This is a genomic window from Flavobacterium sp. N1994, assembly GCF_025947145.1.
In the GTDB taxonomy this organism is placed as follows: Bacteria; Bacteroidota; Bacteroidia; order Flavobacteriales; family Flavobacteriaceae; genus Flavobacterium.
Genome location: NZ_CP109999.1, coordinates 1,332,129 through 1,345,312, shown reverse-complemented (window position 1 = coordinate 1,345,312; position 13,184 = coordinate 1,332,129). Strand labels below are relative to the sequence as shown.

At 34.0% G+C, this 13,184-nt stretch carries 18 protein-coding genes; 15 read left to right on the top strand and 3 right to left on the bottom strand.

The genetic code is table 11. The annotated features are described in order from the left end of the window. Position 1: 1 nt before the first annotated feature. Genes OLM53_RS06100 through OLM53_RS06090 form a run of 3 tightly spaced genes read right to left on the bottom strand, consistent with a single transcriptional unit; the run spans position 2 to position 2,457 of the window. Positions 2 to 457 carry a DUF1320 domain-containing protein gene (locus tag OLM53_RS06100; protein ID WP_264522153.1) on the bottom strand — a complete coding sequence of 152 codons (456 nt, stop codon included), beginning with the start codon at positions 455 to 457 and terminating at the stop codon, positions 2 to 4. A gap of 3 nt (positions 458 to 460) precedes the next feature. Continuing rightward, positions 461 to 2,029: a phage terminase large subunit gene (gene terL / locus OLM53_RS06095; protein ID WP_264522152.1), complete on the bottom strand. Its 1,569-nt coding sequence runs from the start codon at positions 2,027 to 2,029 to the stop codon at positions 461 to 463. Next, the gene (locus OLM53_RS06090) at positions 2,029 to 2,457 is read right to left on the bottom strand and encodes a hypothetical protein (RefSeq protein WP_264522151.1); all 429 of its coding nucleotides are present in this window, start codon (positions 2,455 to 2,457) and stop codon (positions 2,029 to 2,031) included. The genes terL and OLM53_RS06090 overlap by 1 nt, the downstream gene beginning before the upstream one ends. Positions 2,458 to 2,652: 195 nt before the next feature. Here OLM53_RS06090 and OLM53_RS06085 point away from each other — a divergent pair, with 195 nt between their 5' ends. The 15 genes from OLM53_RS06085 (at position 2,653) to OLM53_RS06015 (ending at position 13,183) form a co-directional block, all read left to right on the top strand. Further along, the gene (locus tag OLM53_RS06085) at positions 2,653 to 3,633 is read left to right on the top strand and encodes an HK97 family phage prohead protease (protein ID WP_264522150.1); all 981 of its coding nucleotides are present in this window, start codon (positions 2,653 to 2,655) and stop codon (positions 3,631 to 3,633) included. 17 nt (positions 3,634 to 3,650) lie between these two features. Then, entirely contained in the window at positions 3,651 to 4,562 is a 912-nt protein-coding gene (locus OLM53_RS06080; RefSeq protein ID WP_264522149.1) for a hypothetical protein, read from the top strand. A gap of 53 nt (positions 4,563 to 4,615) precedes the next feature. Beyond that, positions 4,616 to 4,969 (top strand): hypothetical protein, encoded by a 354-nt coding sequence (locus OLM53_RS06075; protein ID WP_264522148.1) that lies wholly within the window; start codon positions 4,616 to 4,618, stop codon positions 4,967 to 4,969. Next, entirely contained in the window at positions 4,966 to 5,427 is a 462-nt protein-coding gene (locus OLM53_RS06070) for a CHAP domain-containing protein (RefSeq protein WP_264522147.1), read from the top strand. The genes OLM53_RS06075 and OLM53_RS06070 overlap by 4 nt, the downstream gene beginning before the upstream one ends. After that, positions 5,424 to 5,939, top strand: a complete 516-nt coding sequence (locus tag OLM53_RS06065) for a hypothetical protein (RefSeq protein ID WP_264522146.1) — start codon at positions 5,424 to 5,426, stop codon at positions 5,937 to 5,939. The genes OLM53_RS06070 and OLM53_RS06065 overlap by 4 nt, the downstream gene beginning before the upstream one ends. After that, complete coding sequence (locus tag OLM53_RS06060; protein WP_264522145.1) at positions 5,906 to 6,316, top strand: hypothetical protein; 411 nt, start codon at positions 5,906 to 5,908, stop codon at positions 6,314 to 6,316. Before OLM53_RS06065 ends, OLM53_RS06060 begins: the two co-directional genes overlap by 34 nt. After that, complete coding sequence (locus tag OLM53_RS06055; RefSeq protein ID WP_264522144.1) at positions 6,316 to 7,509, top strand: DUF2586 domain-containing protein; 1,194 nt, start codon at positions 6,316 to 6,318, stop codon at positions 7,507 to 7,509. The genes OLM53_RS06060 and OLM53_RS06055 overlap by 1 nt, the downstream gene beginning before the upstream one ends. An 11-nt stretch (positions 7,510 to 7,520) precedes the next feature. Beyond that, positions 7,521 to 7,934: a hypothetical protein gene (locus tag OLM53_RS06050; RefSeq protein WP_264522143.1), complete on the top strand. Its 414-nt coding sequence runs from the start codon at positions 7,521 to 7,523 to the stop codon at positions 7,932 to 7,934. Positions 7,935 to 7,978: 44 nt separating this feature from the next. Continuing rightward, on the top strand, positions 7,979 to 8,305 hold the full coding sequence (locus OLM53_RS06045; RefSeq protein WP_264522142.1) for a hypothetical protein: 327 nt from the start codon (positions 7,979 to 7,981) through the stop codon (positions 8,303 to 8,305). Positions 8,306 to 8,459: 154 nt separating this feature from the next. Beyond that, complete coding sequence (locus OLM53_RS06040; RefSeq protein WP_264522141.1) at positions 8,460 to 10,433, top strand: phage tail tape measure protein; 1,974 nt, start codon at positions 8,460 to 8,462, stop codon at positions 10,431 to 10,433. Beyond that, positions 10,433 to 11,095 carry a DUF6046 domain-containing protein gene (locus OLM53_RS06035; protein WP_264522140.1) on the top strand — a complete coding sequence of 221 codons (663 nt, stop codon included), beginning with the start codon at positions 10,433 to 10,435 and terminating at the stop codon, positions 11,093 to 11,095. The genes OLM53_RS06040 and OLM53_RS06035 overlap by 1 nt, the downstream gene beginning before the upstream one ends. Next, positions 11,095 to 12,066 (top strand): hypothetical protein, encoded by a 972-nt coding sequence (locus OLM53_RS06030; protein ID WP_264522139.1) that lies wholly within the window; start codon positions 11,095 to 11,097, stop codon positions 12,064 to 12,066. The genes OLM53_RS06035 and OLM53_RS06030 overlap by 1 nt, the downstream gene beginning before the upstream one ends. Continuing rightward, positions 12,067 to 12,576 (top strand): hypothetical protein, encoded by a 510-nt coding sequence (locus OLM53_RS06025; protein WP_264522138.1) that lies wholly within the window; start codon positions 12,067 to 12,069, stop codon positions 12,574 to 12,576. Continuing rightward, entirely contained in the window at positions 12,577 to 12,909 is a 333-nt protein-coding gene (locus OLM53_RS06020) for a hypothetical protein (RefSeq protein WP_264522137.1), read from the top strand. Continuing rightward, on the top strand, positions 12,902 to 13,183 hold the full coding sequence (locus OLM53_RS06015) for a hypothetical protein (protein WP_264522136.1): 282 nt from the start codon (positions 12,902 to 12,904) through the stop codon (positions 13,181 to 13,183). Before OLM53_RS06020 ends, OLM53_RS06015 begins: the two co-directional genes overlap by 8 nt. Position 13,184 lies beyond the last annotated feature (1 nt).

The window sequence follows — 13,184 nt, the reverse complement described above, 5'->3', positions numbered from 1 at the left end:
CTTAATAATCGTGATTAAATTTTGCTCTTGAACCAGAGCTAAAAGGATTTCTGTCTTCAGTAGTTTCAATGTCAATTCTTGGTAGTGATGTTAGAACCACAGTTCCTTTTGCTAGTTTGGTAAACCAATCTATAGCTCTATCATATCTTTCTTTAGCTTGTTCATAGATAAAGTCAGCATTACATAAAACTGCAACGTGGAATTTTGCTAAAGTCAAACAGTGTTGAAGTATCAATGAATTTCTGTCTAATCCTGTTGCTGAAAAAATGGCTTGAACATCATAAACAATGCGCCCATCAAAAGTTTTTAAACTATTGACATTTGCTGTCAAATAACTTTTTGCCTCTTCTACTGCAGCAGAAAGAGCTTGAGCGACAATATTCTCGTCACCTTCAGTTATCTGATCTACTTGGTATGCGTATATCACATTTCCAAAGTCTTTTTTTTCTAAAAACATAAATTAATATTTACGGTTACTTCTTTCTCCAAAAGCATAACTAGCTCTGGATATTCTGCTCTTTTGGTTTAAATATGAAAATGCCCCGTGTGTTGCATCTGGACCATCGTCGTGAGAATTACTTCCTTTTTCAAAGGCTAAAAACTGATCAATTAAAACCTGCATATCATTGTTTGGAATTTCATCAGAATTGAAAAAAACATTCTTGCGTTCAAAGTGTCCATTAAGACTTTCAATTCTATCATATTTATCAGCTTTACTTCTTTTGTCTGCTGAAACTGGAATGTAATAACCTCTCTTTTCACCTTCAGCATCAAAGTCAGATACAAACTCATCCATGGCAAAAAGCCCTTCAATTTTATACCGAATGTTAAAGTTTTCTAGATTATATAATTCATACATATCATAAAGCCATTTTGCAGAGTGAGCTCGGCTTTTTTGTTGTAAATAGGCTAATAGTATATGAAATTCTTTGCCTTTTATCCCTACTAAAACAAGTGCTTTGTAATCAGCGTTTGCCTTATATGACAAATCGCCATAAAAACACAGAGCTTCATAATCTTTTAGCGGGAGTGCCTTTTTTCGTTGGATATCTTCATATTTAAAAATAGCACCATCTTCAATGTGAACGTGCATATACTCACGCATGAAGGAACGATAAGGCATTTTGTTAAATTTCTTTTTCCAAAAATCTGCACTTGTTTTTTCTTTCCATTCAGGTTCAAAAGTTGCAGTATCTTTAACAGCACAAACTGTTAGAATAGAATACAATGTATCTGTAAGATCATCCTCATCTTGATTTTTAATGACTTCTTTAAAATAAAGTTTTAGTCTATTGGTAATACTATTTTTATGGAAGTTATTATTAGCATAAACAAATCTCTCTATAGCATCATCATCGGCATCGAAACAACCCCAAATATCTTCGGTAATCATATCAACAGACTCACGCATTAATCTATCGTTATTTACGTGTTTTTTACTATCAACATCATCAACAGCGATATAGTCCGGTCTTTCAGCTTGCTCTCTTGCACCCCTTGGATTTTGTCCAAAACCAAGTGACATAAACTTAGTGCCGTCTACAGTCGTAAAATCTCCATCAGCCCAACTTCCTTGTTGGAATTTTTCACCATAATCATTTTTTAAACGGTTATTAAATTGTAACTGTCCTTGTATTCCGCTTAATAAAGTATTTGCCTTTGGTTCTGTTTCTCCGATTAATAGCATGAACTTTAATTGGCCAAGAACTAAGTATAGAAATAATGGAATTCCCATATCAATATGTACAGACTTACCAGCACTTCTAAACATTTCAGCTACAAAGCGTAGACGCTTGTTTTTAATAATTATGTCTGCCATTTTCTTATGAAACCAACCACATTTTTTCTTTGCATAATTTGGAAAATAGTACTCAAACCAATCAATGTAGTTACTCTCTAATTTTTTAATTCTATCTCTTTTTTGTTGAGCGCTTTCATGTATATTAATAGAAGTGGCTTGACCAATACGAATGCAATGTTTATCGTAGTCTTGGAGTAACTTTAAATATTTTGAATTCTCTATACTCATTAGTTTTCTAAACTTATTCTGAATTGTAAAAATTGCTTGTGAAATGTTGTGCATTTTGAAGCAAATGCAGGGTCAATTTGAGAAATGAACAGGTCTAATTCTTTCAGTATACTATGTACAACTATTGGATCGGCTTGCTTATTTAAACGGTCAAGTGTTGCCATTAATTTAGAAATGCTATCGGCAGGAAGTGTTGCCTTTTCACCATTAGCAATTTTTAATAATTCTTTCTGAAGCAATTGTTTAATTTTTGTTGGTGATGCATGAAAGTCCAAACGTTTTTGCTCCCAATCATATTTTTTCACCCATTCACCAATTGTCTTTTCTGTTACTTTAAATAATTCTGCAACTTCTTTTTGAGTTACTTCTATATTTTCCATATAAAGAGCTTCGGCTTTAACTCTTATGCCATCTTTTGACCTTGCCATTTTCTAATTATTTGTTTCAAAATTGAAGTATTAGAAGCTCTTAAAAAAATTACCGTTTACTTGCTTTACACATCTGTTAGGTCTTGCTACACAAGTGTTCAACAGCCGTGCATTAATTTTATTTAGAAAAGCTATCTACTAATATTTGTCATCTCAAAAGCGGACAAATCGCTTTGTTAAGCTGAAAAATAAGTAATGCCAAAATCAAAAGTTTTTGTTCTAAATGATGATACTGTTCAAAACAGTTATGGCTTTTTCATATTAACATCTGGAGGTAAACTGGATCGTTTTAAAAGCAATCCTGTGATGCTTTCTAATCATGTTAACTTAAATGAAAATGTTATTGGTCGTTGGTCGAATTTGACTGTCATGGATGGTATTATTCAAGCCGAACCTGAATTTGATGTAGACAGACCAATTGGTTTGGAAATATCTGGCCAAGTCGAGCGAGATTTTATAAAAGGGGCTTCGATGGGAATTTTACCAGACTGGGATTCTATGGAAAGAATCGGGGATAAACTCATTTTAAAAGAATGGGAATTAGTCGAAGCTTCAATAGTTCCAGTTCCATCCAATAGAAATTCAATCGCTATTTATAGTGTTGATGGTAAAATCTTGGAAGAGTCTGAAATTCAAAACTTATGCTTGTCTTTTCAAAACGAGGGAAATCCAAACTTAAATCTAAAAAACAGTAATATGAAAAAAATCCTTTTAAGCGTAGCATGTCTTATGGCATTAGGTTATAAAGACCAACCAACGGAGGGGCATGATGCTTCAGATGTTGAAAGTAAAGTTTTAGACTTAGCTACCAAATTAAAAGCACTTGAAATTGAAAATGAGGGCTTGAAACTTGCAGCTCAAAAAATCAAAGAAACTCAAGAAGCTGAGGCAAAAACTAGAATCACTACCAAAGTAGAATTGGGTATTACTCAAGGAAAATTTGGAGCTGATAAAAAAGAGGAAATGATCAGTTTAGGATTAGCTTCTGAAAGCGGATTAGATACAGTATTAGCATCTATTGCTCCTAAAGCAAATTTTACAGCTGGTCTGGTTATTCCTTCTGGAAATGGTTCTGCAACTGTGGTAACTATGGAAGAATTCCAAAAGCTTTCTGTTGAACAACAATTATCATTCAAAAATGATAGTCCAGAAGAGTACAAAAAATTATTTTCTTAATCAATAAATAAAAAAATATGCCAGCAAATTTTGCAGAGGTTTGGGTAAATAGAGTTATTCAAAACTTAACTACAACAGATGTAGCACCCTGGTTGGATGGAATTCCTGAATTAGATACTACAGTTGCCGAAATGGGATCGGGTGAAGCTTCAGAAATGAATGTTATTCACATTCCTAGAACCAATTTTAATCCTAACGTATTATTGAATAACACTGCTTATCCAATTGCGTTACAGAGTTACACAGACGATGAAGTTGTTGTTGCTCTTGACAAATATCAAACAGAAGTTACAACACTTTCGGATGATAAAATTGTTGGAGCTTCATATAACGTGATTGATCCTGCCACAAAAGGCCACGTTAAAGCAATCAATTCTAAAAAGTTTAAAAAAGCAATACATGCTATTGCTCCTGCCTCTGATTCACTTTATACTCCTGTAATTGTTGCAACAGGAGACCCATTAGTTGCGGGTGGTTTACCAACATTAACTTATAATGATTTGGTAACATTAAAGGACAGATTAGATGCAGATGATACTATTCCTGTAGAAGGAAGAAGATTAGTATTGTGTTACCGTCACTGGAACGACATCTTGAGAGATAGAAAGTATTTTGGTGATAAGTTGGTAAACTACAACACTGGTATGCCAGCTCCAATTATTGCAGGTTTTGAGTTGTATCAATACAATGGTAATCCATTGTTTACTTCAGCAGGAGCTAAAAAAGCTTTTGGTGCTGTAAAAGCAACAGGTGATCGTGAGGCTTCTGTAGCTTATTGGGTAGGTGCAATTGCTAAAAAAACAGGTTTTACAAAGCAATATTTCACTCCAGCTGCTATCAATCCTAGAACACAGGCTAATGAATTGAACTACCGTCATTATTTTATTGCGGTTCCTTTTCAAGCTAGAGCAGTAGCTGCTATTTATTAATAAATCAATGGCCACTATCAGTTGATAGTGGCTATTCCTTAAAACTTATTAACGTGTTAGAAACTGTTGTTTATCCTGTCCTTGCCTCTGGGCTTACTGCTTTTATTCTTAAAATAATAGAATGGAGAAAAAACAAAGCCGAATCCAAATCAACTGAAATTGATAACGAAGCTAAGTCAGCTACGTTTTATCAAAATCTATTAGACGATGCTACTAAAAGGATAAACCAGTGTCTTGAAATCATTGATAATCTTAATGGAAAAATTACTGAACGCGATAAGATTATTGAAACTCAAGATATCGAAAAAAAGCAGCTTCAAACACACATAAAAGAGTTAATGGATTCTATCGAAACGTTGACAACTGAAATAAAGAAATTCAAACAACTAAACGGTAAAACAGAATGAGCACATTAGCATTAAGAGCACTTGAAATAGCCAAAACACAACTTGGAGTTCAAGAAATACCAAGAGGTTCAAACGCTGGTCCAGCAGTTGAAAAATATCTTAAATCGGTAGGCTTAGGTAAAGGCTATGCTTGGTGCGAGGCATTTGTTTATTGGTGTTATCAAGAAGCTTCAAAACAGCTAGGAGTTCCAAACCCACTAGCTAAAACAGCCGGAGTATTAGATCAATTGAATAAGAGCCAAAAGTATGTGGTAAAAACTCCACAAAAAGGGGATTTATTCATTATGGATTTCGGAAAAGGTCAAGGTCACATAGGATTTGTAGATGATGCTTTTATTGATAAAATCAATACGGTAGAAGGTAATTCTAATGAAGACGGAAGCCGAGAAGGATATGAAGTTTGTCAAAAACCAAACGGAAGAAAAATTAATACTATAAAAGCATTTTTAAGAGTATGAAAACGAAAATAAAATTGTTGTTCTTGTTTGTCTTGTTTGCTATGGTTTCGTGCTCAAGCACGAAACCATCAGTAACAGATAAGGAAGTTACATCAACTAAATCAGTTGAAACGGTACATGATACAATTTTTAAAACTGAAATAGATAGCAGCACTTACAGAGCTTTACTTGAATGTAGAGAAGGAAAAGTAGTTGTGAAAGAAGTTACTCAAGCCGAACCAGGACGGAAATTAAAAAGTCCAAAGGTTCGGATTGATAACAATGAATTAAAAGTTGACTGTAAAGCTGAAGCAGAAAAACTATTTGCTTTTTGGAAGTCAACACAAGTTCAAGACATCCAATATAGGACAATAACCGTTACAAAATTCACTAACATTTTAACTTTTTGGCAGCAGTTCCAGATTAAAGGATTTCGCATCCTTTCTATTTTATTCCTGGTACTAATCATTGGGTTAATTCTAAAATCAAAATTAAAGTTATGGACGACGTTTTTAAACAAAACCCCAAATTAGAGAAATACTATAGTACTTCTGATGGCGAAGCTTTCTACAATGAAAATGATGCCAAAAACCATGCTAAAAACTTAGAAGTTAAAACTGTTGAAACTGTTTTTAATGAACTGTTTTTGGATGTGATCAAAGACGAGGAATTGTCTGAAGAAGAAAAAGAAGCTTTACAACTTGCAGAGCAAGAAAAAGCAAAAGAAGCAAAAGCAGAATTAGAGAAATCTTTGTTAGCATTTGATTCAGCAAATACAAAATACAATGATGCTGTGAAATTATTCAGAGCATTAGGTTTGACTGCTGATTCAGAAAAGCAAGATGTCATTTATCCTATTCTTTTAGCTGAGCAAGCTAAAGTTAAAGAAGCAAATACAACTCAAGCATAATGGAAAAACCTAGTGTAGATGTAGCATTCGAAAACGGTAATCTTGGAGTGGTTGCCACAAGTCCTGACGGTATTTGTGCAATCGTTTCAAGTGCTACCGCAAACGATGGCTTTGCTTTAAATACCCATTATACGGTATTTAGTTTAAACGAAGCTGAAACGTTAGGCATATTGCCTACAGTAGCCAACTATGAACTTCATAAAACTATTAAAGAGTTTTATGCTGAAGCTGGAGACGGAACCGAACTCTGGATTTATGGTGTTGCCAAAACCAGAACTTTAGATGAATTGGTTGATGATAGCCAAGTTGTATTAACTGCTGCCAATAGAAGAATTCGTTTTGTAACGTGTAAATATGCTCCATCTGTTGAAGAAACAGAAACAGAAAATGGATTGCGAGTAGATTTTCCTGCAACATTAGCAGCGGCTCAAGCAATAGCTGATGATTTTACAGATAATAAGATTGCACCAGTAGTTTTCATTATTGAGGGGTATAATTATACCGGTGTTCCTGCTGATTTAGTTGGATTTTCAGAAACTACTTTTAATCGTGTAGCAGTTATGATTGGTGATACTGAAGCTAGAACTGGAGCAACAGCATCTAAAGGTGCAGCGGTTGGAGTTCTTGCCGGAAGATTAGCAAAAATTCAAGTTCATATTAGTGCCGGACGTGTGAAAAGTGGAGCATTGAAACCTTTACAATTTTACGTTTTGGACACTCCAGCTGAGCAAGTAAATATTGATCCTTTATACGACAAAGGGTTTATTGTTCCGACAACACATGTTGGTAAGACTGGCTTTTATATCTGTGAAGACATATTGGCATGTACGGTAGAAGATGATTATCACTTCATTCGCGACCGTCGAGTTATTGACAAAGCATTCATCTTGGCCAACTCAACTTTAGTGAACTACACTCTTGATGATTTTAACCTCGTTGATGGTGGAAAACTTTCACCAATTGATGCTAAAGTTATTGAAGCTGAAATTGAGCGAGTAATTGCTCAAGAAATGAGTGCCAATGGAGAGCTTTCAGTTGATGTTACAAAGGCAAATGATACAGGAGTTAGAGCATTAGTTGATTTGACAAATAATGTTAAAACTACCGGAAAGATAAAAGGTAAAATTAAAGTAAAGCCAAAAGGTTACGGTAGGATTTTAGAATTCACAATCGGGTTTACACTTAACTCTTAATACAAAAAAACATGAGTTTTAATAGTAGAGAATACGAATGGGCAGATATTACTGTTTCTGCTGGTGGAATTGATTTACTCGCAATAAGAGCAGTAAAATATAAAAAGAAAGTAGAGCAAGAAGGAATCTATGCTAAAGGACGTGAACCTTATGCAATTCAAAAAGGTAATGCTTCTTATGAAGGAGAACTAGAACTTTTAAAAGGAGGTTTTGACCAATTAGAAGATGCTGCTGGAGGTGATATTACAACTGCTCGATTTGATATTTTAGTCCATTACGGAAATCCAGCAAATGGTGATGTAATGCGAACTAATAAGATTACAGGAGTATCAATAGGTGAAAATGAGGAAGCTTCTAAACAAGGGGATAAGTTTATGCCTGTAACACTTCCATTCTTAGCATTGGGAATAAAGAAAAATGTATAACAAAAGTCCCAAGCAATTGGGACTTTTAAAATAAAACAAACAAAATGAATACTCAAGAAACAACAACACACGCAATTTCAGAAAAAACCGCATGCCCGGAACAAATAGCATCTTGGAAAGCACAGTATGGCGAATTCTTTGGAATTGTCATTGAGGATAAAGTATGCTACTTAAAAAAACCAGACCGTAAAGCTTTAAGCTTTGCCTCTCAAGTTGGTTCTGACCCAATGAAGTTTAACGAAGTTATTTTGAAAAACTGTTGGATTGGTGGTGATGAAGAAATACTTACAGATGATAGCTTGTTCTTGGCGGCATCATCAAAATTGGATCAAGTAATTGAATTCAAAAAAGCAGAGCTGGTAAAGTACTAGAGTCATCAGAAGTTGACGAAAAAGATTGGCTTCGAGTAACTAATGCCCAATTGCGCTATTACATGAATATAGCCAATCCTGATGACTTATCGGATACCGAATGGGCGCAACGCTACAAAGAATTAGAATTCATTAGAAAAAAAGAAAACGCTAAATGAGCAATACCTTAAGTTATATTATTCAGATTAATAGCAACTTTGAAAAGGTTAATTCTTCATTTAACACTTTTGAAACCAACGTTCATAAGGGTATTGATAAAATTCAGAAGCAATTAAATAGCGTAAATATGAACGCTATGATTCAGAATATTAGTGCTGCTGCTGATGGCCTAACTTCTTTGAATGATCCTGGAATAAAATTGAGTTCTAGTCTTGCTGATTTATCAGCGATTACTGGACAAACTGGTAAAGGATTAAAAGAAATTGAAGGTTATGCTCGTGAAAATGCTAAAACTTTTGGAGGTTCTGCTGCTGACGGTGTTGAAGCCTATAAGATAATATTATCAAAGCTTACACCTGAAATTGCTAAGCAACCAAAAGCGCTTCAAGCAATGGGTAATTCAGTTGCTACATTGTCTAAAACCATGGGTGGCGATACTGTTGCAGCAACCGAGGTTCTCACAACTGCAATGAATCAGTACCAGGTTTCAATGACTGACCCAATACGTGCCTCTAAAGATATGTCTACTATGATGAATATCATGGCGGCAGCAGCAAAAGAAGGGTCAGCGGAACTACCAGAAATTAAAAGTGCTTTAGAGCAAGCGGGGCTTGCTGCAAAAACAGCTAATGTAAGTTTTGCAGAAACAAATGCCGGAATACAAGTTTTAGATAAAGCAGGTAAGAAAGGAGCTGAGGGAGGCGTTGCATTACGAAATGTAATGTCAACATTAGCAGAGGGAAGATTTTTACCTAAAGAAGTTATTACAAATTTAAAGTCTGCTGGGGTTGACATTAATAATTTAGGCGACCGATCTAAAACTTTAAAAGAACGTCTTGAGCCACTTAAAAAAGTTATGGGTGATCAAGCTTTAATGACTAAACTATTTGGTCGTGAAAATATTGCTGCAGCCATTGCTCTTATTTCTGGAACCGATGAAATGGGTAGATTAACTAAAGTTATTCAAGGTACTAATACTGCTTATGAGCAAGCAGCAGTTGTTATGGACACACCGCTTGAGAAAAATAAAAGATTACAAGCTCAGATTGATGATTTTAAAATTTCACTTTTTAATTCAACAAATGGTTGGTTAGGTTATGCAAATGTAATTGGAAATACAACCAGAGATTTTAGCAACTTAATGCCGCTTTTTAATGGTGCCACTACAGTAATTGGAACATTAACCAGTGCTACAAAAATGCAAGAGCTTTGGACTAATACTGTTTCTAAAGCTACCAAAGTTTGGTCAGCAGTTCAAATGGTTTTTAATGCTGTAATGGCTATGAATCCAATAGTTTTAATTGTCTTGGCAGTAATAGCTTTAATTGCCGCGATTGCAATTGTTGTCTCTAAAACAGAAGGTTGGGGCAAAGCATGGAAGCATACTATGAATGCTGGAAAATTAATCATTGCTGCATTTGTTGAAGCTGTGAAATTATATTTTGGTTTATTAGTTGAACCTTTTTTGGTAGCAATCGATTTAATTAAAGTTGGTTGGCTTGAGCTACAGGATTTTTTAAGTGCTGATAATTCAAATGCTGCAGCAATTGCTAAAATTAATGCCGATGCAGATGCAAGGCAAAAGGCATTATTAGAATCAGCTAAAAAGGTAAAAGATTACACATTACAAGCAGGTAAGGAAGTAATATTAGCGGCAACTTCTGTTCATTTTAAAAAAGAAGGTAAAACTACAGACAACAAAATTTCAGAAGCAAATATTCCTGGTACTGATTTTGGAAAAGGAGGTGCTGTAGGAGCTGGTTCTGGAGCTAGTAAAGTACAAAAATATAATGAGGCAGTAGCTACAGGCGGAACAAAACATAATTACTTCACCATTACAATTCATGAGGTAAACGGTTTGAAAGATGTAGTAGTAAGTGCAAAAGATGTAGCTGTCAAAGCAGGAGATGAAGTAGCCGACGGATTATTAAGAGTTATAACAATGGCAACAACCGCAACAGGATCATAATGAGTTTAACTAATCAAGACATATTATTTGCCAGTTTAATGGGTGTTAGAAACATTGGTTTATATCAACGTTCACAAATGGTGCAAAATGAATTGAGCAAACATGTTTTGCCTAATATTCCTTTTTTGCCTTTGCAACAAAATGATAATTCTGTTACTGCTGCTAAAACTATAAATCCTAGTTTTAAAATAAATGAATCTGATGCACCAACTCCTGAAGCACAACAATTTTTTCCTTTATCATTCAGTTTTACTAAAGATGGACAAAAGTGGTTGTTTCCTTATGAACCAATGATTAACATTAGTTCTGGTAATAACATTGTGAAAAGAAATGTTGCTAAACAAGGAAATAAACTTATTGGAACAGTAAAAGAAAGATGGTCACGAAAAGATTTTGATATACAAGTTACAGGAGTTCTTATAGGTAGTTTATTGAAAGGTTCAGTAGAAGATTGTTATCCAAAACAGCAATTGCAAGAACTATTTGAATTTTTGATATATGAAAAAGAATTCTATGTGTATTCTCCACCATTGGAGGCATTGGGTATAACAAAAGTGGTTGTAGAAGATTATAGTTTTCCTTTTTCAAAAGGAGAAAATGTTCAAGCTTACGATATAAAATTGGTCAGTGATTTTTCATATAATCTATTGGTAAAAGAATAATGTATAATGAGATTTGGAGTATAAAATTTAAAACTGATGGAGATACTTATAGACTAGAAACTATTGCAAGTATTGATATTGATTGCTCAGTTGACAATCTTGTTGATACAGCTTCTATAACACTTCCTGAAGCAGTTATGAATCAAGTTTTAAATATTGGAAATCAAGTTAAACGAGGTTCGGAAGTTATTATTAAATCGGGTTATGATCAAGATTTAGTGACCGAGTTTGTTGGTTATGTTGAAGATGTGTTATCCAACGATAGTTCTTTGAAAATTAAGTGTGAGGATGCTTTATTCCTTTTTAGAAAAGGAGTTAAGGATGTGGAATTAAAACCAACATCATTGCCAAAAATAGCACAACTTCTGATTAATCAAATTGACCCAAGTTTCAAGTTGGTTTGTGATTATGATATCACTTATGAAAAGTTTGTTATTCATCAAGAAACAGGCTATGATGTTTTGAAAAAATTAGCTGAAGAAACTAAAGCCAATATTTATTTCAACACGGAAAAGAAAGAATTACATATTCATCCGCCTTATTTAGAAAAAGCTGGAGAAGTAATTTACTCAATGCAGGATAACGTTGAAAAGAGTTCTTTAGAATTTAAAAAAGCACTTGACCGGAAAGTTGAAGTAACTGTAGAGAGTACCAACTTAAAAGGCAAGGTAGAAAGTCACACTGTTGGAACCAGTGGTGGTGATAAGATTACACTTAAAGTAGGTTCTGTCGATGCAGCAAGTAGAATTAAAATTGCCAATGCTGAATTATTGAGACGTTCAGCTGATATGTATGAAGGTTCAATTGATACATGGTTAGTTCCATTTGTTGCACCAACCTATTCGGCAAAAATCAGAGATGAAGATTATCCAGAAAAGAATGGAACATATTATGTAACTGGAGTTACAACAAGTATTAATGAAAATGGAGCGAAACGCACCGTTAAAATTGGAGTAAAATTAAGTGCATAAATGGATGTAGCAGCGGAAATAAAAAAGGCATTAATTGAATTGATTGGAGCTAATCCAAATCTTCCAATTACAGCAACAATAGTTTCTGTTGAAGGTGATACTTGTACTATTAAATTATTGAGTGAGCTCGTTCTATCTGATGTTCGATTAAAAGCAACGATTTCAGATGATACTGATAGCTTACTTATTACTCCAAAAGTTGGAAGTGAAGTAATGGTATTAAGTCAAACTGGAAAGTTGAGTGGTTTAGTAGTTATTAAGGTAGATAGTGTAGAAAAGATAGCTTATAAAAAAGCAGATTTTGAATTTGAAGTTGATGGAACTACTGGTAAAGTTACTTTGAAAAAGCAAGGAGCAAACTTTGGATCATTAATGAATAATTTGATAGATAGCATTGCAGGAATTCAAATCATAAATTCAGACATGACAACTGGAGCATTAAATCCAGCTTCAATAACTCAATTTGAACAAATAAAAACATCGTTTAATTTGATTTTAAATACTGTTTAAATGAAAGATTTAGCAATTCAGTTAACAGATGGGAATTCAGATAATATTGATTTAAAAATTGATGTTGTACGTGATACTGAAGGATTGATAACTCAAGGTTTGGTTGTTGGTAATACGCTTCATCAAAATCAAGCAATTTTATTAATTGTTAATCCAGGAGAATTGAAATTTAATCCGACTATAGGAGTAGCAATTGGCGATTTATTATTAGACGATGATTATTTACGTTATCGACATCGAATTAGAGAGGATTTTACTAAAGATGGCATGAAAGTAAAATCTATTGAACTATCAAAGGATAAGACACTTAAAATTGATGCAGGCTATGAGTAAAAAAATTGTTTATAGTGGTCAGTCTTTTTTAGACAAAGTGCTTGAGTGTACTGGTGATGTTACAAATGCTGTTGAGATGGCAGTTGAAAATGGAATTAATATTACAGATGATTTGGTTGTTGGTAATGAGGTTAAATCAAGTAGCATAACTAAAAAAAATGTAGTTAATTTTTTTACAGAGGATAATAGGCCAGCAACAAGATATGTGCAATTGGCGAATAACGTAAGTGATAATTATGGATTCCCAGAAGGTGAATTCCCAATAGGATTTTAAA